The sequence below is a fragment of the Thermoactinomyces sp. CICC 23799 genome (genome assembly GCF_016055145.1).
GTDB lineage: Bacteria > Bacillota > Bacilli > Thermoactinomycetales > Thermoactinomycetaceae > Thermoactinomyces > Thermoactinomyces intermedius.
The window spans coordinates 138,546-159,139 of sequence record NZ_JAECVV010000002.1 but is presented as its reverse complement, the minus strand read 5'-3'; the positions used below and the strand labels follow the sequence as shown (position 1 = coordinate 159,139).

Genomic DNA, 20,594 nt, shown 5'->3' with positions numbered 1-20,594 from the left:
GTTGACTTCACCTGTTTTTTGGATAAAATAGTTGTACTAGAAACAGGATATACGGTCTTCACCTCTGGATGGAAGGATGTGTCCGAATTTGAGTGACAATCTCGCTGTGGAAAGAGTGCGAGAGACTGCCATGGTTGACTTGGCTTACGACCTTTTGAAAAAAAAGGGAGAAGCAATGCTGTACCGGGATATCATGGACGAAGTTTCGAGCATGAAAGGGTTTACAAAGGAAGAAACCGAGCATTACATCGCCCAGCTTTACACCGAAATCAACATTGACGGAAGGTTTGTCTGTGTCGGCCGCAATTTGTGGGGATTGAGGGAATGGTACCCGACGGACCAGGCGACGGATTCCGCGGTTGCAGCCAACGTCAAAGAAGACGACGAATATCATGACCTTGATGAAGACCTGTTTGATGAGGAAGAAGAAGAGTTGGGCGAGATCGAAGATACGGAAGATGAATTTGCAATGGATGAGGAAGATAATGGATTTGACGACGGGGATGAAGTGATTTAGTTGCTTGACAATCGTCATTTCCTGCGATAAATTATTTTTTGGGCTCGTTATGAACGGAAATAAAAGAGCGCCCCTTGATTGGGGGCGCTCTTTTCTATTTTGCGAAAAGAAAGGGCATCCTTGTTTATAGGAGGAAGATAAAAATGGCGAAATATATCTTTGTTACTGGTGGTGTGGTTTCTTCTCTGGGGAAAGGGATTACCGCATCTTCCCTGGGAAGATTGTTAAAAAACAGAGGACTGAAAATTACCATTCAAAAATTCGATCCTTATATCAACGTGGACCCGGGAACCATGAGTCCTTACCAGCACGGCGAGGTGTTCGTCACGGACGACGGGGCGGAAACGGACTTGGATTTGGGCCACTATGAGCGATTTATCGATATTAATTTGACGAAAAACAGCAATGTGACGACGGGGAAAATTTATTCATCCGTCATTAACAAAGAACGCCGCGGGGATTACTTGGGGGGAACGGTTCAGGTTATCCCTCACATTACCAATGAAATCAAAGACCGGGTCTTCCGTGCGGCCCGCGAGACGGGCGCCGACGTGGTAATCACGGAGATCGGCGGTACTGTCGGCGACATCGAAAGCTTGCCTTTTTTGGAAGCCATCCGTCAAATCAAAAGCGATGTCGGCCGGGAACATGTCATGTATATTCACTGCACCCTGGTGCCGATGATGCGGGCCAGCGGCGAATTGAAAACGAAACCGACCCAGCACAGTGTGAAGGAACTGCGCAGTCTCGGCATTCAACCTGATGTGATCGTTTGCCGGACCGAATATCCTCTCTCGGAAGAACTGAAAAATAAAATCGCCTTGTTCTGTGACATCGATCGTGAAGCGGTGATTGAAGTACGCGATGCCGAAACCCTTTATGAGGTCCCGCTGATGATCCAGGAGCAAGGACTGGATGAAATTGTGGTCAAGCGGTTGGGCTTGAAATGCGGACCGGCGGAAATGTCCGAATGGTTGGAGCTGGTCAACAAAGTGAAAAACCTGACCCATCAGACACGCATTGCCATCGTCGGAAAATACGTGGCTTTGCATGATGCTTACATGAGCGTGGTTGAAGCATTGCGTCATGCCGGCTTTGACCGGGATACGGAGATTGACATCAAATGGGTCAATTCGGAAGACGTGTCCGATTCCAATGTCCATGTTCTTCTCGGGGATGTGGACGGCATTCTGGTTCCGGGCGGATTTGGCGACCGCGGAATTGAAGGAAAAATCTCGGCCATCCGGTACGCAAGGGAACAGCGGATTCCTTTCCTCGGCATTTGTTTGGGCATGCAGATGGTTTGCGTGGAAGGCGCCCGGAACATCCTGAAACTGGAAGGGGCCCACAGCGCGGAATTTGATGCATCGACGCCGCATCCGATTATTGATTTATTGCCGGAACAAAAGACAATCGAAGAAAAAGGCGGCACCATGCGCCGTGGCTTGTATCCGTGCAAGTTGGTTCCCGACAGCCTCGCGCATCAGGCATACGGATCGGATTTGGTGTATGAACGCCATCGCCATCGTTATGAATTCAACAATGAATACCGGAAAGCGTTGGAGGAAGTGGGATACGTGTTCTCGGGAACTTCCCCGGACGGCAGACTGGTCGAGATTGTGGAGTACAAAGATCATCCGTGGTTTGTGGCTGCTCAGTTCCATCCGGAATTTGTATCACGTCCGACGCGGCCGCAACCGTTGTTCCGTGAATTTGTAAAAGCGGCGCTTCAAATGCATTTAAAACCGCAAGTGGAAGTTTGAGGCGAAAAACCCGGCTCTGAAACCAGCCGGGTTTTTTCTTGCACAGGGATTCGCAAACATTGATTATTTTCTGTATAATGAAAATAATCAGATCAAAAGTGCGGGGGTGCTTCCGGATTGAAGACACAACTGCAAAACGAAGTGAAGCCGGTCAGGCAGAAAAGTGATACCGCTTTCAAACATGTGGTTTCTTTTTTATTCATGATTGCCTTGACGGCCGTTTCGTTTCTGGCCGTGATCAATCAATGGTTCAGTTTGCAGGGAACGCTCTTTGTGATCGTTTTTTTGGCGGCCGTTCAAGTGATTTTGCAGCTTTATATTTTCATGCATCTCGATCAAAAAGGGTACGGGATGATGAGGATTTTCATCTTTTTTGGCCTGTTGTGCGGAACGGTTTGTGCCGTGGGGATTCTTCTCATGTAACGGGGAAGGCGTGTTCATCAAATGGTTAAAAAAGGATTGGATTCAGCGTTGTATTCGCTTTGCAGGCTGGTATAATTTTGTGATGTTTGGAGCTGTCATGTGATATGACAGCTCTTTTTATTTTCGGGGACTTTTATTATCGGTTTTTTTTGCGCAAATTAGAGACAACGGGAGGGACAGGAATGGAATTTGCAAAAGCCGCACCATCACAAACAGATAAAGTTTTCCAAGTGTACAAAGAAGCCACCAAAATCATGAATGCCAACAATATCTATCAGTGGTCTGAAAATTATCCGGGCCGGGAGGACATTGAAAAGGATATCCAAAGCGGAAATTTATATGTGCTCACAAGCGAAGGGGATATCGTTGCTTGCGTTGTGTTGGATCAACATCAGGAGCCGGAATATGAGCAAATTCCGTGGGAAGATTCATCCGGCCGGTTTTTGGTTGTTCACCGGCTTTGTGTGAACCCGAAGTACCAAGGAAAAGGAATTTCACGCACTTTGCTGGCCGAAATCGAACGATTTGCCAAAAAAGAAGGGTATGCCAGCATCCGGCTGGATACCCAGATGATCAATGAAAAAGCCATGTATTTGTATGAATCTTGCGGCTATGAAAAAAGAGGCAAATTTTATTTTCCCCGTCATGATGAGCCGTACATGGCTTTTGAAAAACGGGTGACTTAGGAACAAGCAGCAGGTTTCACGAGGTGGAACCTGCTTTTTTATTGACGGGATTTTTCAAGTTCTTGCTGATAAATCGACAACTTGCTGTAAACCGCTTTGATGAGCGGCAAACGGGCATCTTCGGGTGCCATTTTGAGCAAGACCCCGTGGAAATGGTCGGATTCCACCGGTTTTCCTTTTTCCATGTCCCTCAACATGGAAGATTTCATGCTTGGGGAAAGGGATTCCATGTTGTGAAGGATTTTTCCGGCCAGAGAGGTCGGGATTTCCGGTTCTTGATGACGGGCAACCGAGACAATCTCCTCCAGCAGCTGATGGTACATTTCTTTCCCGTAAGGTGCGGAAAGGATCGGACCGATGCTGCTGTTCATCAGGCAGGTCATTCCGCTCATGGCGCTGATGAAAATATATTTTTGCCACATTTCAATCCGGATTTTTTGGCTGTACCTCGCGTCAAAACCGGCACCGTCAAACAATGCCTGGATGTCAAGGATCCGTTGGGTCACATCTCCGTTTAATTCGCCGTAAACGATTTCATGTTGCGGGCTGTATTGTTCAATCTCCCCTTGGGCATTCAAAGTGGATTCAATAAAGCATAATCCGCCCAAAATTTTTTCCGCCCCGAATTCATTTTGTAACTGCTGAATGTGAACGATTCCGTTTAACAGGGGAAGAATGGTGGAGTTTTCCCCGACATACGGCTTTATATCATTGATCGTCTCCGTTAGGTGATAAGCTTTGACCGAGAGGATGATCAGATCAAAAGCGGGGGCCGGTTGCCCGGCGGTCAGGGTTTTTACTTTTAATTTGGCATTGCCGTTGACGCTTTTGATCATCAACCCGTTCTGCTCCAATTGTTCTTGTCTTTTCTTCCGCACCAAGAAGGTGACATCTTCTCCTTTTTCGACCAGCCTTCCTCCGAAGTATCCGCCTACCGCACCGGCACCAACCATCAAAACGCGCATCGTATTCCTCCTTTTACCAGACAAGGATCCTCTTGTACAGTTATTGTATCAAAGGTCCGGGTGAGGAACCCAGACCTTTGTCTGCCGATTAATAATGATATGTATTTTGGGCATTTTTCATTAATTGGAGAAACTGGCTTTTGACACTGTGATAGCCGATTTGGTACCATCCGTTTTTCGGATCCCACTTGCCGTATATTTGGACGGCACTTTTAATTTTCTTTAAATCCTGCGGAACCAACAGTTTCATTGTATATTCTTTTTGGGAAGGTTTGTATTTTGTGAATCGTGTTTTGTAAATGGAAAGAAAATATAATGTTTTTTCGCCCTGGACTTTGCCTTCTTCCTCAAATTCGCTCAAGACTTTACCCAGCATCCTGTGATCCGGATGGTAATCATCGATGCTCATTGTCCGGAATTGGGCGTCCGGAAAACGTTGCAAAAGCTCGTCCATGATGTCGCGAATCTCTTGTTCCTGTTCTTCAAACCGGTCGTTTTCAAGATCGTAAACATGGACGTGATCATCAGAAATCCCCAAAAGTTTGGCCGACTCTTTGAATTCCCGGACCCGGGCTTTTCCCACATCGTCCACGGTGAGATACAGATCCTGGTAGTGTTCTTTTTCCGGGTCATGATACCGCTTGTGCAGAGGGCAATAAACCGGCGTTTTAAAGAGGAAGGGCTCTTGGTCGGAGTCTTTGAAACCGTTGATCAAAAAGCGTGCGCGGGAGTGGCCGCCGGGACTCATCAATACCAGATGCACATCATAGCGCAGGCGGATGTGATTGACGATGTCGACGCCCATGGACAACAATTCATCATCGGCATGAGGGACCAAATACACCACTTGCGGCTGGTGTGACAGGTCGGATCCGTCCCCGCTTAACGCATGCAGTTCCTGATCCTCCAAGGCGGATACATGCTGAAAAATGAAAAAAGCGGAGAATATAAGAACGGCCAGCCCGGTGATGATGGGAAACCATTTCCGTTTCATGAATGTCTGCACCTACTTTGTCCATATAAAACTCTTTTGCGATGAATTTATTATACGATGAAAAGAGTCCCTCTTTTATAAGCTCATTTTAAAATTTCAAGGCATTTTCGGGGGAGGGGGGTGCCGCATTTTTCGCCAAGAAGCAGGAAATAAGTGAAGGAATCGATAAATATTAGTCATAAATCCCTTTTGATGTCCGAAGATGCAAAATGGAAGCGGGGTTTGCAGGGAACGGATCTGAGAGGAGGCAAGGTGATATGGATAAAAAAATACTTGTGGTGGATGATCAATACGGAATCCGGCTTTTGCTTCAGGAAGTGTTCTCCAAGGAAAATGTACATATTTTTCAGGCTTCCAACGGAAAACAGGCACTCGAAATCATACAAGCGGAAAAGCCGGACCTCATATTATTGGATATGAAGATGCCGGGGATGGATGGTTTGGAACTGTTAAGGCGTTTGCGGAAGTTTAACACCGAATCGAAGGTGATTATGATGACGGCTTACGGGGAACTGGATATGGTTGCCGAGGCCAGCCGTCTCGGGGCGCTCACCCATTTTACCAAGCCGTTTGACATTGAAGAGCTGCGCACGGAAGTGTTAAAGCAACTGGCATCATAATGAGAATAAAGGGGATCAGCAGGATGGAAGCAAAAATTCGCTTGCGGATGAGTCAGTCGGATGCACATTACGGGGGCAATCTGGTGGATGGGGCCCGGGTGATGGCTTTGTTCGGGGATGCCGCGACGGAATTGTTGATACGCCATGATGGAGACGAAGGGTTGTTTGTGGCTTATGATCAAGTCGAATTTTTGGCCCCTGTTCATGCCGGCGATTTTATCGAAGTGACCGGACGGATCGTCAAAGTGGGAAACACGAGACGGAAAATGACCTTTGAAGCGGTCAAAGTCATTGAAGGCGGCATTGATCCCGCTTGCCCGTCCCGTGCCCGGGTGCTCAGGGAGCCGGTGGTGGTTGCCAGAGCTTCCGGAACTTGTGTGGTTCCGAAAAAGAACCAGACCGGATCATCGGTTTGAAGGAGGGAGCCGGTTTGCAAAAGCTGATCATTACGGCGGCGTTGGTGGGGGCGGAAGTAATGAAAGAGGACACCCCCCATCTTCCGGTCACGGCGGATGAAATTGCCGCTCAAGCCGAAGAAGTGAGAGAGGCGGGCGCATCGATCGTCCATCTTCATGTCCGTGACGAAAACGGACATCCCAGCCAGGATCGTTCGCTTTATCAGGAAGCGATCGAAAAAATTCAAAAACGGACCGACCTCATTGTGCAAGTTTCCACGGGCGGGGCGGTGGGGATGTCCCCGGATGAGAGATTGCAACCCCTTTCCCTGCGTCCGGAGATGGCCACGTTGACAACGGGAACCGTCAATTTCGGACGGGAAGTGTTCATGAATTCTCCCGCGCAACTGATCCGGTTTGCGGAGGAATTTGAACGGTACGGGGTCCGGCCTGAATTTGAAATCTTTGATGTGGGAATGATAGCTAATGCCTTGAAGCTTGTGAAAGACGGGTATTTTACCGGTCATCTTCATTTTGATTTCGTGATGGGGGTACCCGGTGCGATTCCGGCCACGGCGGAAAACCTGCTCCATCTGATCCGCCAGTTGCCGGAAGGGGCGACCTGGACGGTGGCGGGAATCGGGCGGCACCAACTGCCCATGGCCGCACTCGGCGTGATTTTGGGAGGGCATGTCCGCGTCGGTTTGGAAGACAACATTTATTACCGGAAAGGGGAACTGGCAACCAATATCCGGCTGGTTGAGCGCGTGGTCCGGATTGCCGGGGAACTGGAACGGAAGGTGGCAACCCCGGATGAAGCCAGACAAATGTTGCATTTGACAAAGAGTCGGTTTTATTAAGGAAGTGCATCTCTTTCTACCCAATCCTCCGATCAAGTGTTATAATGTCAAAATGATGATTTTTTGAACTAAAGGAGGCTACATATCATGCCACTTGTGTCGATGAATGCCTTTTTGCCGCAAGCCAAAAAAGAAGGCTTTGCTGTCGGGCAATTTAATGTCAACAACCTGGAATTCGTGCAAGCCATTATCGAAGCCGGGAAAGAAGAACGTTCCCCGCTCATTTTCGGAGCCAGTGAAGGAGCCATCCGCTACATGGGTCTGAACAACGTGGTGGCATTGGCCAAAGCCGCCGCGGAAGAAGCCGATGTTCCCGTCGCCCTTCATCTGGACCACGGAAGCAGCTTTGAAGTGGTGATGAAATGTATCCGGGCCGGATTTTCTTCGGTGATGTTCGACGGTTCCCATTATCCGTTTGAAGAAAACATCCGCCTGACCAAAAAAGTGGTTGAAGCGGCCCATGCCGTGGGGGTATCCGTGGAAGGAGAATTGGGAACCATTGGTGGTGTGGAAGACGATTTGAACGTTTCCGAAGAAGATGCCGCATTGGCGGACCCGGATCAAGCCATCCGCTTTTGGGAAGAAACCAAAGTGGACGCCATGGCGATCGCGGTCGGAACGGCTCACGGCATGTATAAAGGAGAGCCGAAAATTCGTTACGACATCATTGAAAAAGTTGCCAGCCAAATTGAAGCTCCGATTGTTCTGCACGGCGGTTCGGGCGTGCCGGATGAATCCATTCAAAAAGCTGTTTCCCTGGGTGTCGGAAAAATCAATGTGAATACGGAAAACCAAGTTGCCATGGTGAAAGTGGTTCGTGAGTTGCTGGATAACAACCCGGATATGATCGATCCGCGCAAATACCTCGGTCCGGCCCGCGAAGCCATCAAAGAAACGGTCAAAGCCAAAATGCGTTTGTTTGGAAGCTCCGGCAAAGCGTAAGCGATTGAACAATTATGGTTAGAAGGTGGTTGCGATGAAATTTTTTTTAGATACGGCCATTGTTGATGAAATCCGCCAGGTCCATGAATGGGGACTGTTGTCCGGGGTAACCACCAATCCCAGCCTCATTGCCAAATCGGGCCGGGATTTTGAAGAAGTGCTCAAAGAAATCACGGAGATCGTGGATGGTTCGGTCAGTGCGGAGGTCCTCAGCCGGGACGCGCAAGGGATGATTGAAGAAGGAGAACGTCTCGCTTCGATTTCGGACCAGGTGACGATCAAAGTCCCGATGACCGTGGAAGGATTAAAAGCCGTCAATCATTTTGCCAAAAAAGGGATCGATACCAACGTCACCTTGATTTTTTCGGCCAACCAGGCCTTGATGGCCGCCCGGGCCGGAGCTACCTATGTCAGCCCCTTTATCGGCCGTCTGGATGATATCAGCCAGGACGGAATGCAATTGATCCGGCAAGTGGCTGAGATCTTCCGGATTCATGACATTTCCTCACAAATTATTGCGGCCAGCATCCGTCATCCGGTGCATGTGACGCAAGCGGCCCTGAACGGGGCGCATATTGCCACCTTGCCTTACAAGGTGTTGGAACAAATGGTTCGTCACCCATTGACGGATCAAGGAATTGAAAAGTTTGAGGCCGATTGGGAAAAAGTGAAACAATCTTGATCGCAAACGGGTTTGGCCGGGAAGGAAACTCCCGGCCGGACTCCCCTTTTAACCGGTAAATTCCTATTTTTGGGATTTTTCACTCTACTGTTTTTGTCATTCAATGATTTATAAATATCTTCGTCGTTCCCTCGCATTTTCTGTGCACAACCACTTTGTGTTCTCGTGAGTTTCTTCACCAAAACAGCGTTTCCTTCGTCGAGATATCAAAAAATTGATCCATCCCCGCACAATCGTGTAACATATATCATAAATATGTTACTCTGATTGAAAGTTTTATTGTCATTTTGATGTTTATTTTAAACAGGTGAGGGGATCGATCATGGAAAGAAGTTTAACGATGGAACTGGTGCGTGTGACTGAGGCGGCTGCCATTGCTTCCGCACGGTGGATGGGCTGCGGAAAGAAAGACGAAGCGGATGAAGCGGCTACGGAAGCGATGCGCAAAGTGTTTGACACAATTCCGATGCGCGGGACGGTTGTCATCGGCGAGGGAGAAATGGATGAAGCTCCGATGTTATACATTGGAGAAAAAGTGGGTATGGGTTATCTTCCGGAAGTGGATGTGGCGGTGGACCCGCTTGAGGGCACCAATATTGTCGCCAAAGGTTTGTGGAATGCGCTGTCGGTGGTGGCGATTTCCGACAGCGGCGGATTGTTGCATGCCCCCGACATGTATATGGATAAAATTGCCGTGGGGCCGCAAGCCGTTGGACAAGTTGATATTGATGCGCCGGTGGAGGATAATTTGAAGGCGGTTGCCAAAGCCACCGGCAAGGATGTCGAAGATTTGGTGGCGGTGGTGCTTGACCGCCCGCGACATGCGAAACTGATCGAGGATATCCGCAAAGCAGGGGCGCGGATCAAGTTGATTCCGGACGGGGATGTGGCTGCGGCGATTCATACCGGATTTCCCGACACCGGGGTGGATATTTTGTTCGGGGCCGGTGGTGCTCCGGAAGGGGTTTTGTCTGCCGTTGCCTTAAAATGCCTGGGTGGGGAAATCCAAGGCCGGCTGTTGCCGGAAAATGAGGAGCAGTATAACCGCTGTGTTCAAATGGGGATCAGTGATCCGGGCAAAGTCTTGCGAATGGAAGATCTGGTCAAGGGGGATGATGCGATTTTCGCAGCAACCGGGGTGACGGACGGTGAATTGTTGAAAGGCGTCCGTTACAAAGGAAACCTGGCCAAAACCCATTCGTTGGTGATGCGTGCGAAAACCGGAACCATCCGATTCATGGATGGAACGCACAAACTTGAGAAAAAACCAAATCTTATTTTATAATTTTCTCCTCTTCCTCTTTCTGATCCGGAAAGAGGAAGAGAATTTCAGTAGAATCGAGTGGTGATGCGACACATGGAGCTCACGTTAAGTGATTTGGAAAATCGCCGCTTGGTGGATTTGTATAAGCTGGCGAAAGAATATCAGATTCCGTATTATTCCCAGATGAAAAAGAAAGAATTGATTTTTGCGATTTTAAAAGCCAAGGCGGAAAAAGACGGCTATATGTTTATGGAGGGTGTGCTGGACATCCTTTCCGAGGGATACGGTTTTTTAAGGCCGATCAATTTTCTCCCGTCTTCCGAAGACATTTACATCTCCGCTTCACAAATCCGCCGCTTTGATTTGCGGTCCGGAGATCTGGTGTCCGGTAAAGTCCGGCCTCCGAAAGAAAATGAGCGTTATTTCGGATTGCTGCATGTCGAAGCAGTCAATGGTGAAGACCCCGACATTGCTGCGGAAAGGCTCCACTTTGCTGCGCTTACTCCTCTTTACCCGCAGAAACGTCTCTTTTTGGAAACCACCCCAGATCGGATTTCAACGCGGATGATGGATTTGATCGCTCCGGTCGGTTTGGGACAGCGCGGTTTGATCGTCGCTCAACCCAAAGCCGGCAAAACGATGCTGTTAAAAGAAATTGCCAACAGTATTACCACCAATCATCCGGACATCGAACTGTTTGTCCTGTTGATTGACGAGCGGCCCGAAGAAGTGACGGACATGCAGCGGTCCGTCGATGCGGAAGTGGTGAGTTCCACTTTTGATGAGTTGCCGGAAAACCATATCAAAGTGGCGGAACTGGTTTTGGAAAGAGCCCAACGTCTGGTGGAACACAAAAAAGATGTGGTCATCTTGCTGGATAGTATTACACGCCTGGCACGGGCCTATAACCTGGTGATTCCCCCGAGCGGACGGACTTTGTCAGGTGGAATCGATCCGGCTGCTTTGCACCGGCCGAAAAGATTTTTCGGTGCCGCGCGCAACGTGGAAGAAGGCGGCAGCTTGACCATTTTGGCGACGGCGCTGGTGGATACCGGGTCGCGGATGGATGATGTGATTTATGAAGAGTTCAAAGGAACGGGGAACATGGAACTTCATTTGGACCGCCGTCTGGCCGAACGCAGGATTTTCCCGGCCATTGATATCCGCCGTTCCGGAACGCGCCGTGAGGAATTGTTGCTCAGCAAGACCGAGCTGGAGAAGTTGTGGATGATTCGCAAGTCGTTGAATGATTCTTCTGATTATACAGAAGCCATGGTGAAACGGTTGAAAAACACCGAGTCGAATGAGGAATTCCTCGCTTCGATCGAGCTCAAGCCCCACCGCACCAAGACATCGGTATCTTGATGCCTGTTTGTTGTCATATGAAAGAAATTCCTCACATAAAGATAAAACCGGGTGAACTTCACCCCATCCATTATCTTCTGTGAGGTGCTAAAATGTCTTCAAAACGTGCCTTATTGGCTTCTTCCTTAGCCATCTGTTCGACATCGGCTTCATGGATGATGGGGACGGATAAGCATCCGGTTTATGCCCAGGAATTGGCCGGTGGAGCCGATACGGATCCGGAGAAGGAGCAGATCGCGCAGGAAGCAATGTACCAATTTTTAAGCCCCATTTCGCAGGTTGCCGAGGGGAATTTGGCTGCCACGGTGGAGACAAAGCCTCTCACTTATCGTGTGCAAAAGGGGGATACGCTGTCTCGGATCGGCCGGTTGTTCGGAATCCCTCATCAAGAGCTGGCGCGGTTCAACCGGTTGGAAAACCCGGATTTGTTACACATTGGTCAGGAGATCAAAATTCCTTTGACGAAAAAATGGGTTCGGTTGGAGTCCGGGGATACCTTGTCGGCTTTGGCCGAGACATACCATACATCCCGTGAACTGTTAATTTATTTGAATCCGAAACTGAAGGACGCCCCGCTCACGTATGCCGGGCAACTCATTGCCGTTCCCGAGAAATGGAGGGGAAGCATTCCTGGTTCATGGCCGAAAAAAGCGGATGCGGACAAAAAGAAAAAGAATACGATCCGGTTGGCGGACCGTGAAGGGGCTTATGTGTTCCGGTGGCCGGTCAATGGTCAGATCACCAGCAATTTCGGCTGGCGAAACGGCCGTCAGCATAAAGGAATTGATATTTGGAGCGCAAAGAAAGCAAAAGCTGAAATTTGCGCATCGTTAAGCGGAGTCGTGATCCAGGCGGGTTATTCCGGATCTTACGGAAATCTTGTGGTCATTGAACATGGCAGCGGATGGGTCACGTATTATGCTCATCTCAGCCAAATTTTGGTCAGCAAAGGCCAGAGGATTGAAACAGGAAACGTTTTGGGGATGATGGGGCAGACCGGTCGTGCCACGGGTTATCATTTGCATTTTGAGGTTCGCAAAAACGGGAAAGCGATAAATCCCTTGCGGGTTTTAAAATAATTTGCTCTCATATTGTTTTATTTTTATGGAAGGGCACACTCTCCTGAAACCGGAGAGTGTGCCTTTTTAAACAGCTGGTTTCGACGGGGTCCGGGCTTTTCTTGCTTTCTCATCATCAAACATGCTATAATACACCAGTGGTTTTAAATGTACGTATGGAAGCGGCATTAGGAAAGAGGTGAGACGAATGAAACAAGGAATTCATCCGGAATACAAATTGACCAAAGTCACCTGTGCGTGTGGAAATACATTTGAAACCGGATCGACCGTTGAAAACTTGAGGGTGGATATTTGCTCTGAATGTCATCCGTTTTTCACCGGGAAACAAAAAATGGTCAGTGCAGGTGGGCGCATCGATCGCTTCAAAAAGAAATACAACCTCAAATAATATCCTGGCAAGTCAGGCAAGCAGAAAATCGGGCTTGCCTTTTTATTTTTCATTCAGCAAACTCGAGACAGGGTATGTTAAAATAAAGAGAGTTTGCTTGGGCATCCAGACGGGCTGGGTGCTTTTTCTTTGTGTAAAAATGGATTGAGCATCAATTTTTCGGGAGTTGGAGGAACAACAATGAGAGATATTCATCCATTAAGTGGTGATCACAGCGGCTGGATTGAAGTGATTTGCGGCGGAATGTTTTCCGGAAAAAGTGAAGAGTTGATCCGCCGTATCCGCCGTGCCAAAATTGCCAAGCAGAAAGTGGCTGCCTTTAAACCGGCCATCGATGACCGCTACCATCAAGAAGCGATCGCATCGCACAACGGGTTGATGGCGGATGCCCGTCCGGTGAAAAGTGCAGGCGAGATTCCCGGTTTGCTGGAAGAAAATGTGGATGTGGTGGCCATTGACGAAATTCAGTTTTTTGAACCGGAGATCGTCGATATTTGCCAGCAATTGGCCGATCAGGGAAAACGGGTGATTTGTGCCGGATTGGATCAGGATTTTCGGGGAAAGCCGTTTGGCCCGACTCCGGTGTTGTTGGCTGTGGCGGAATATGTGACAAAATTGCAAGCCATTTGCGTGAAATGCGGTGGACCGGCCAGCCGCACCCAAAGGCTGATCGATGGCCGTCCGGCTGCCATTGATGATCCGGTGATTCAAGTCGGGGCCAAAGAACAATACGAAGCCCGTTGCCGGCACTGCCATGAGGTGTTGAGACAGAAAGAAGGCATGTTTGAAATATAAAAAAACCCGCCGTTTGAAAACGGGGGTTAACCGCCCAACAGGCTCACGGAGATGTTATACGTCGCATGAATGATCATACATACGGTGGTGTTATAACGGATCCGTGCCCAACCCAGCACCAAGGCAAGCAACAGAACAACAAGGGAATTAAAACTGAATCCGTAGTTTGCGTGGACCAATGTGAACAACAGACTGGTGTAGACGAAGCCGAACCGCGGGAGCAATGCCCCCCGGAAAATCATTTCTTCTCCAAGAGCTGCTGCCAGTCCGATTGTTAAAATGCCGGGAACGGATGAGAGTAACGGTCCGAGCATTTTGTCCGTCAACTCATTGGCTTGCACGTTCTCGGACCAATTCAGGGTTTCTGCCACCGATTGCGCGATGATCGGGGCCAAAAGCATGATTAGTCCGATGCTGATGCCGATTGCCGCCTGCTTGAGGGTGATTTTTTTCACTCCCAAGCGGTCCAGGGATTCCTTGAACGATCGTCTGGACAGCCATCCCACCCCAACCAGTCCCAAAATGGCGAACAGGATGTCTTGCGACCAGATGGAGGATAGCGTTCCGGCTTCATCTCCGGGAACCGTCTGTTCATTGATCGATTCCAACCCGAAGCTCTGAGTGACAAAAAACTGGATAAAAACCAGCATGGAAAGGGATAAGGCGACGGCATGGACCCTGCGCCCGGGGTGAATGCGGAGAAAACGGGTACAAAACCGGCGTACGGGCGGCAACAAAAAAGACATGGCGATCAAGGACGGGATCCAAAGAGACATGCCGACGTTTTTGACCGTGTTCACTGAATACGGATCGGCCGCAAAGTTTTGTGTCCATGGCAGGAAAGCATGACTGTAGAAAAAAAGCAAAAGACCGATGATGAAACCGGCAAGATAACCGGTCCATACGATCAAGTAACACAGAAAACCCAGAATGTTTCCCTTTATATTGGAATCGGAGTATGTATGCTCGGAGTGGTTGATCAGCCAAAATAAAACAATCAAAGGACCAATAAACAACAGATTATTGATGATGTTAAAGATGACTTCGTTCATGATCGCTCCCCTTTATATTTTTTAACCGGTCTTCTGCTTTTTTATCATACCATTCTTTCCAATCCATTTCCTTCGCTTTCTTCCAAGGCTTGTGGTAAAATCAATTGATGCCAATTCTTGATCAATCATCATACTTATATCTCAGAGTCAGCCGGTATGCATGGCAAAATGATCCGATTTTACGGGAGTGAGCACAGTGTTAGATCGTCTTGAGGCGATACATCAACGTTATGAAGAGTTAAGCCGCCTGCTTTGTGACCCGGAAGTGATCAATGACACCAAAAAGTTGCGTGAATACTCCAAGGAGCAGGCCGGGTTGGAAGAAAAAAATCAAGCCTATATCGAATATAAAGAGACGATTGAGCAGTTGAACGATGCGAAATCGATGTTGGAAGATAAACTGGACGAAGAAATGCGTGAATTGGTGAAAGCCGAGATCGACGAACTGAGCCGCCGGAAACAAGAGCTGGAGGAGCGGATCAAAGTCCTGTTGTTGCCCAAAGACCCGAATGACGAGAAGAGCGTGATCGTGGAAGTGCGCGGAGCGGCAGGAGGGGAAGAAGCCGCATTGTTTGCCGCGGATTTGTACCGCATGTATACCCGTTTTGCAGAAAGACAAGGTTGGAAAGTGGAAGTCCTCGAGGCAAACACCACCGGACTCGGCGGATTTAAAGAAGTGGTCTTCTCCGTGGATGGCAACGGGGCTTACAGCAAATTGAAGTATGAGAACGGGGCACACCGGGTGCAACGGGTGCCGGAGACAGAGTCCGGCGGACGGATTCACACGTCGACGGCCACGGTTGCCGTTTTGCCGGAGGCCGAGGAAGTGGAAGTGGAAATTCATGATAAAGACATTCGCATCGACACCTTTTGCTCCAGCGGACCCGGAGGGCAAAGCGTTAACACGACCCAGTCTGCCGTCCGCATCACCCATCTTCCGACGGGGATTGTTGTTTCCTGTCAGGATGAAAAATCACAAAACAGCAACAAAGAGAAAGCGATGAGGGTGCTTCGTGCCCGCTTGTTTGACTTGAAGCAGAAAGAAGAAATGGAAAAAATGGCAAACGCCCGAAGAATGGCCGTGGGCTCCGGAGACCGGAGCGAACGGATCCGGACTTACAACTTTCCGCAAAGCCGGGTGACGGATCATCGCATCGGACTGACGTTGCACAAGTTGGATCTGATCCTGAACGGTGAACTGGATGAGATTATCGATGCACTCATTTTGCATGAGCAAACCGAGTTGTTGAAGGAGCAGGAAACAAAGACTTCCTGATTCAAAGGGTGAGTTTGATGAAAAATGGAACGATCCGGGAAGCCTGGCAAAAGGCTTCTTCTTTTTTACAGCAAAGCGGAACCGATTCTCCGCAGTTTGAAGCGGAATACATGATGCGCCGGCTTCTCGGAGTGGAACGGGCCGCGTTTTTTGCGAAAATGGCCGATCCTTGGCCAAAATGTCTGGAACCCAAACTCCGGGAATGGCTGAAACGCCGGGGCGAGGGGGAACCGTTGCAATACATCGTGGGGGATCAGGAGTTTTTCGGGCGGGTTTTTGAGGTGAAGCCCGGGGTGTTGATTCCCAGGCCGGAAACCGAATTGCTGGTGGAAGCCGTATTGCAGGAAGGGGAAAAGTGGTTTGCCGGCCGTCCGGTGCATGTGGTCGATGTCGGGACGGGAAGCGGGGCGATTGCTGTCACCTTGGCACTGGAACAACCCCGTTGGCAGGTCACCGCGATTGACATTTCGGAACAAGCATTGTCCGTTGCCAGGCAAAATGCCCGGAAATTCGGGGTGGAGAAGCGGATCCGGTGGGTTTTGGGAAGTTTTTTGGAGCCGCTTGAAAAGGAGCATCCCCCCATCGACATTTTGGTCTCCAATCCGCCGTATATACGCTCCGGGGAAATAAAACGCCTTGACAAAACCGTTTCTTGTTATGAGCCCCGCCTTGCATTGGACGGGGGAGCGGACGGGCTTGAACCGTACCGCCGGATCACCCGGCAACTTTCCGGTTGGCCTGAAAAACCGCGGCTGGTTGCTTTTGAAATCGGCGCCGACCAAGGCGAAGAGGTTTGCGGGTTGGTCCGGCAAATGCCGCACATCACCCGCGCGGAAGTGAGAAAAGATCTGGCGGGAAGGGACCGGATGGTTTTGGGATGGTTCCATTTGGAGAATCAATTCTGAAAAAAATAAGATTAAGTTTTCTCCTCTCTGTCCATACTGTGGGTAGGGATAAAGAGGAGGAATGGGCAATGCGTAAATGGACTTATTTCATTCTTGTCATCATCGTGCTTTCCGGAGGAATCTTTTTTTACCAATGGGCCCGGGAGGATGCGACCCAAACGCAAACGGCGTCCTCTTTGAACCGGATCCCGGATCAGGCCATCCGGCTCAGGATTTTGGCCAACAGCGACCGGCCGGAAGATCAGTGGTTAAAACGAAAAGTCCGCGACGAAGTGATCCGCGAAATGAATACATGGGTAACTCAGCCCCGCACGATTGAAGAAGCGAGAAAACTGGTGAAAGAGCACTTGCCCCGTTTTGAGGAAATTGCGCGGAAAACGGTCAGGGAACAGGGGTATGATTACGCGGTCCGGGTGGATTATGGAATGGTTCCGTTTCCGACCAAATTATACGGAGACCAGGTTTATCCCGCCGGGGATTATGAGGCGCTTCGCATCCAGATCGGAAGCGGCGAAGGGGAGAATTGGTGGTGCGTGTTGTTTCCTCCCCTCTGTTTTGTGGATATGAGCAACGGGGATGCCGTCAAGGCCAAGTCGCCCGAATCGTTCTCCACTTCCATGACATCGGCGCAACCGGTGTATGCTTCGGAAGCGAAAGCACAAAAAGAAGAGCAGGACAAGAAGCCCGAAGTGCGGTTTTTTCTCTTGGATCAGGCAAAGAAGTGGATGGATGACTGACTCTTTGGTTCTATGAAACCTTTTTCTTTCATACCGCTAATATCAAAGAGTTTCAGCGGAATGGGGGAAAGGTATGTTTGTCATCCGTCAAGCGGAGAAAAAAGATTTGTTTCAGATTCGCAAATTGCTCAAAGAAGTCGGATTAAATGACCAGGGAATCGAGGAGCACCTGGATCACTTTTTTATCGCCGAACTTCCCGCCGGAGGGAAAGGGGATGTTTCCCAAATGGTGGGCATCGTCGGCATGGAAGTGTATCCTCCGTACGGGTTGATCCGGTCTTTTGTTTTGGAGCGGGCTCCCTGGAACAGCAAAGTGGGAGTCCATATGATTCAAGTCATTCTTTCTTATGCCGAACAGATGGGGTTGTCCCGGATTTATTTGCTGGCCGGTCAATCCACTCATTTTTTCTCCCGGCTTGGTTTTGTCAAGACCGGGGAAGAACATTTGCCGGAAGAGTTGCATCAATCCGCCCATTTGAAACAGTCGATCCACCGGGGGCAACCGATGGTTTACACTTGTGAGAATCCGACTTCGTTGCCGCATTGAGAAAATGTGTTATCATAGGTGGATAAAACGTGGAAAAGAAGGGAGCCAATGTTGAAAAAGACAGAACGGTTTCAACTGGATAGCGGGATGGAGGAAACACAGCTGATTCATTCGGAAGCCATCAAACGGGCGGCGGCTTATCTGCGTCAAGGGAAACTGGTCGCTTTTCCCACGGAAACCGTCTATGGTTTGGGAGCGATTGCCACATCCCGGGACAGTGTTGCAAAGATTTATGAAGCCAAAGGAAGGCCTTCGGACAATCCGTTAATTATTCATATCGGAAAAAAGGAGCAACTGGCCCAATGGGTTCGCCGGTTTCCGGAGAATGCGCAAAAGCTGGCGGAAAAATTTTGGCCAGGCCCTCTGACGATGGTACTGCCTCACCGTGATAACCTGGCGGAAAACGTGACGGCAGGGCTTTCGACGGTGGCGGTCCGGATGCCGGATCATCCGGTTGCGCTGGCCTTGTTAAACGAGGTGGGCATTCCGGTGGCGGCCCCCAGCGCCAATCGTTCCGGGAAGCCCAGTCCCACGACGGCCGAGCATGTTTTAAATGATCTCGACGGAAGAATTGACGGGATCCTGGACGGAGGTCCGACCGGCATCGGAGTGGAATCCACCGTGGTCGACGTCAGCGGGGAAATCCCCTTGTTGCTCCGGCCGGGCGGAATCACTTTGGAACAGTTGCAAGAAACACTGGGGGAAGTCCGTGTGGATCCCGGATTAACCGACGCGAGTCAAACGCCCCGTTCACCCGGCATGAAATACCGGCATTATGCCCCGCAGGGAGAAATGTGGCTGGTCAAAGGGAATCCGGAGGCGGTAATCTCGTACATACAACAACAAGTCCAAGAGGCCGTCAAAAACGGAAAACGGGTCGGGGTGCTCACCACGGAAGAAAACCAAGGAAAGTATCAACAGGCGGATTGTGTGATTGCAGTCGGATCCCGTCGCCATCCGGCCAGCGTTGCCCGCCGGTTGTATGGTGCATTGCGCCGTTTTGACGAACAGAAGGTGGATGTGATTTTTGCGGAAGCTTTTCCGGAACAAGGGTTGTTTGCTTCCGTGATGAATCGCATGAAAAAAGCGGCCTCCGGCAACATGGTGGAAGTGTGAGGCAAATCAAAAAAACAGCTGCGGAAACTTGCAGCTGTTTTTGTCTGTTTATGTAAAATTCATTGTGATTTCCACGACTTCCGGCCGGTTTCCGATCCGAAGAGGCGGTCCCCAAGTGCCGAACCCGCAGGAGACGACGGAATAAAAACTGCCTTTTTGCAAAAGTCCCCAGTCATTCTCATAGATCATGGCGGTGATCCAGTTTCCGGGGAAAATCTGTCCGTGGTGGGTGTGCCCGGAAAGCATCAGGTCAATGCCGTTTTTTTGTGCCTGTTGCAGTTCGATCGGCTGGTGATCCAGAAGAATCAAGGGGTGGGAATAATCGGTGCCTTTCATCAAAGATGCCAGTTCTTTACGTCCCGGTTCCCGGATCAAATTGGGATCATCCCGGCCGATCAGGGTGAAGCGGTTTGGGATCACAACCTTTTCGTCTTTTAAAACCTTGATGCCGGCTTTTTGCAACGCCTGCATCAGTTGGCTTCCCCGTTCGGCGAGATCGCGGTCATGGTTTCCGGGAACGGCATAGACGCCATACGGTGCCTTGATTTTTCCCAACGCGGCGGCCAATTTCCGGTCTTCCCCCGGCGTCAGCGGCCCGTTGGTGATGTCACCGGCCAACACAACCAAATCCGGTTTGATTTGATGAATCATCTGTTGCAGGGTTTTCAGTCTGTCCGTATCGATGACGGGACCGTAATGGATGTCGGATACCATGGCGATCCGGAGTTGTTTCATTCCGCCGGCATCCTTGTTGACGTTGACGTTGTATTTTTTGATCACCGGATGCTGTGCATTCCAACTGCCGTAAGCAACGGGAACCGTTGCGAGGAGAAAAACTGCCGCAGCCAGGGAATAAGGAGTGAGATGATGATTTTTAAAGGCCGGAGGAATGAATTTGGCCAGGCGGTCGATGAAGCGGATCACATCGAGCATCAGGATCAGAAAGAACAAATATAAAACGATGATCATGGAGTGTCCTCCCCAGATGCCCAACCAGGAACCGATGCGCTCAGGCAAAATGTTTTTTCCCAGTTCGGACAGCGGGAAAGGGACGATCAGTGCCAACAGTGCCGCGACAAAAAGGACTTTGCTTACGGGGGAATCTTTACGGATCAAATATTTCCAACCTTTGCGGCCGATGTAATAACTGATCAGGCCGTACAGTGTCAAAAAAATCAAAATAACCAGACCCCACATATGGCTCTCTCCTCTTGTTTGATTGA

Annotated in this window: 23 protein-coding genes; 19 read left to right on the top strand and 4 right to left on the bottom strand. The window is 49.7% G+C overall.

What is annotated here, in order from left to right; all coding sequences use genetic code 11:
* The first annotated feature begins 88 nt into the window (after positions 1–88).
* The 4 genes from rpoE to I8U21_RS03225 all read left to right on the top strand — a co-directional run bounded on the left by rpoE (position 89) and on the right by I8U21_RS03225 (position 3,389).
* Positions 89–517: a DNA-directed RNA polymerase subunit delta gene (gene rpoE, locus I8U21_RS03240; protein ID WP_370527017.1), complete on the top strand. Its 429-nt coding sequence runs from the start codon at positions 89–91 to the stop codon at positions 515–517.
* Positions 518–660: 143 nt separating this feature from the next.
* Entirely contained in the window at positions 661–2,280 is a 1,620-nt protein-coding gene (locus I8U21_RS03235; protein ID WP_181731281.1) for a CTP synthase, read from the top strand.
* Positions 2,281–2,397: 117 nt separating this feature from the next.
* Positions 2,398–2,703, top strand: coding sequence for a cytochrome C oxidase subunit IV family protein (locus tag I8U21_RS03230; protein ID WP_181731282.1), 306 nt, complete (start codon positions 2,398–2,400; stop codon positions 2,701–2,703).
* Positions 2,704–2,885: 182 nt separating this feature from the next.
* Positions 2,886–3,389 carry a GNAT family N-acetyltransferase gene (locus I8U21_RS03225; protein WP_198053264.1) on the top strand — a complete coding sequence of 168 codons (504 nt, stop codon included), beginning with the start codon at positions 2,886–2,888 and terminating at the stop codon, positions 3,387–3,389.
* A gap of 38 nt (positions 3,390–3,427) precedes the next feature.
* Here the strand turns inward: I8U21_RS03225 and I8U21_RS03220 are convergent, their stop codons facing one another.
* Both I8U21_RS03220 and I8U21_RS03215 read right to left on the bottom strand, forming a co-directional pair.
* Positions 3,428–4,354: a ketopantoate reductase family protein gene (locus tag I8U21_RS03220; RefSeq protein WP_198053263.1), complete on the bottom strand. Its 927-nt coding sequence runs from the start codon at positions 4,352–4,354 to the stop codon at positions 3,428–3,430.
* An 88-nt stretch (positions 4,355–4,442) separates the two neighbouring features.
* Positions 4,443–5,348 carry a PIG-L deacetylase family protein gene (locus I8U21_RS03215; RefSeq protein ID WP_198053262.1) on the bottom strand — a complete coding sequence of 302 codons (906 nt, stop codon included), beginning with the start codon at positions 5,346–5,348 and terminating at the stop codon, positions 4,443–4,445.
* Between the two features lie 257 nt (positions 5,349–5,605).
* On the opposite strand from I8U21_RS03215, the gene I8U21_RS03210 reads away from it, so the two are divergent.
* From I8U21_RS03210 to I8U21_RS03165, 10 genes are all read left to right on the top strand, one after another.
* A complete protein-coding gene (locus I8U21_RS03210) occupies positions 5,606–5,968 on the top strand; it encodes a response regulator (RefSeq protein WP_037995764.1) in 363 nt (120 codons plus the stop codon).
* Positions 5,969–5,991: 23 nt separating this feature from the next.
* On the top strand, positions 5,992–6,384 hold the full coding sequence (kal, locus tag I8U21_RS03205; protein ID WP_198053261.1) for a 3-aminobutyryl-CoA ammonia lyase: 393 nt from the start codon (positions 5,992–5,994) through the stop codon (positions 6,382–6,384).
* Positions 6,385–6,398: 14 nt separating this feature from the next.
* Entirely contained in the window at positions 6,399–7,223 is an 825-nt protein-coding gene (gene kce / locus I8U21_RS03200; RefSeq protein ID WP_198053260.1) for a 3-keto-5-aminohexanoate cleavage enzyme, read from the top strand.
* A gap of 87 nt (positions 7,224–7,310) precedes the next feature.
* Complete coding sequence (locus I8U21_RS03195) at positions 7,311–8,165, top strand: class II fructose-1,6-bisphosphate aldolase (RefSeq protein WP_198053259.1); 855 nt, start codon at positions 7,311–7,313, stop codon at positions 8,163–8,165.
* Between the two features lie 34 nt (positions 8,166–8,199).
* Positions 8,200–8,847 carry a fructose-6-phosphate aldolase gene (fsa, locus tag I8U21_RS03190; RefSeq protein ID WP_181731289.1) on the top strand — a complete coding sequence of 216 codons (648 nt, stop codon included), beginning with the start codon at positions 8,200–8,202 and terminating at the stop codon, positions 8,845–8,847.
* A 322-nt stretch (positions 8,848–9,169) separates the two neighbouring features.
* A complete protein-coding gene (glpX, locus tag I8U21_RS03185; protein ID WP_198053258.1) occupies positions 9,170–10,132 on the top strand; it encodes a class II fructose-bisphosphatase in 963 nt (320 codons plus the stop codon).
* A 72-nt stretch (positions 10,133–10,204) separates the two neighbouring features.
* Positions 10,205–11,476 (top strand): transcription termination factor Rho, encoded by a 1,272-nt coding sequence (gene rho / locus I8U21_RS03180; RefSeq protein ID WP_198053257.1) that lies wholly within the window; start codon positions 10,205–10,207, stop codon positions 11,474–11,476.
* Positions 11,477–11,568: 92 nt separating this feature from the next.
* Complete coding sequence (locus tag I8U21_RS03175) at positions 11,569–12,555, top strand: M23 family metallopeptidase (RefSeq protein ID WP_181731292.1); 987 nt, start codon at positions 11,569–11,571, stop codon at positions 12,553–12,555.
* Positions 12,556–12,742: 187 nt separating this feature from the next.
* Positions 12,743–12,943 (top strand): 50S ribosomal protein L31, encoded by a 201-nt coding sequence (gene rpmE / locus I8U21_RS03170; protein WP_037995751.1) that lies wholly within the window; start codon positions 12,743–12,745, stop codon positions 12,941–12,943.
* Positions 12,944–13,123: 180 nt separating this feature from the next.
* A complete protein-coding gene (locus tag I8U21_RS03165; RefSeq protein ID WP_181731293.1) occupies positions 13,124–13,738 on the top strand; it encodes a thymidine kinase in 615 nt (204 codons plus the stop codon).
* Positions 13,739–13,764: 26 nt separating this feature from the next.
* On the opposite strand, the gene I8U21_RS03160 is transcribed toward I8U21_RS03165, so the two are convergent.
* Positions 13,765–14,790, bottom strand: coding sequence for a CPBP family intramembrane glutamic endopeptidase (locus tag I8U21_RS03160; RefSeq protein WP_198053256.1), 1,026 nt, complete (start codon positions 14,788–14,790; stop codon positions 13,765–13,767).
* Between the two features lie 196 nt (positions 14,791–14,986).
* On the opposite strand from I8U21_RS03160, the gene prfA reads away from it, so the two are divergent.
* The 5 genes from prfA (at position 14,987) to I8U21_RS03135 (ending at position 19,371) form a co-directional block, all read left to right on the top strand.
* On the top strand, positions 14,987–16,066 hold the full coding sequence (gene prfA / locus I8U21_RS03155) for a peptide chain release factor 1 (RefSeq protein WP_181731295.1): 1,080 nt from the start codon (positions 14,987–14,989) through the stop codon (positions 16,064–16,066).
* A 17-nt stretch (positions 16,067–16,083) separates the two neighbouring features.
* A complete protein-coding gene (gene prmC, locus I8U21_RS03150; RefSeq protein ID WP_181731296.1) occupies positions 16,084–16,971 on the top strand; it encodes a peptide chain release factor N(5)-glutamine methyltransferase in 888 nt (295 codons plus the stop codon).
* Positions 16,972–17,039: 68 nt separating this feature from the next.
* Positions 17,040–17,708: a stage II sporulation protein R gene (gene spoIIR, locus I8U21_RS03145; RefSeq protein ID WP_198053255.1), complete on the top strand. Its 669-nt coding sequence runs from the start codon at positions 17,040–17,042 to the stop codon at positions 17,706–17,708.
* Positions 17,709–17,781: 73 nt separating this feature from the next.
* A complete protein-coding gene (locus I8U21_RS03140; RefSeq protein WP_198053254.1) occupies positions 17,782–18,255 on the top strand; it encodes a GNAT family N-acetyltransferase in 474 nt (157 codons plus the stop codon).
* Positions 18,256–18,303: 48 nt separating this feature from the next.
* On the top strand, positions 18,304–19,371 hold the full coding sequence (locus tag I8U21_RS03135) for an L-threonylcarbamoyladenylate synthase (protein WP_181731299.1): 1,068 nt from the start codon (positions 18,304–18,306) through the stop codon (positions 19,369–19,371).
* A 48-nt stretch (positions 19,372–19,419) separates the two neighbouring features.
* Here I8U21_RS03135 and I8U21_RS03130 read toward each other — a convergent pair whose 3' ends face one another.
* A complete protein-coding gene (locus tag I8U21_RS03130) occupies positions 19,420–20,568 on the bottom strand; it encodes a metallophosphoesterase (RefSeq protein WP_181731300.1) in 1,149 nt (382 codons plus the stop codon).
* Positions 20,569–20,594: the final 26 nt, after the last annotated feature.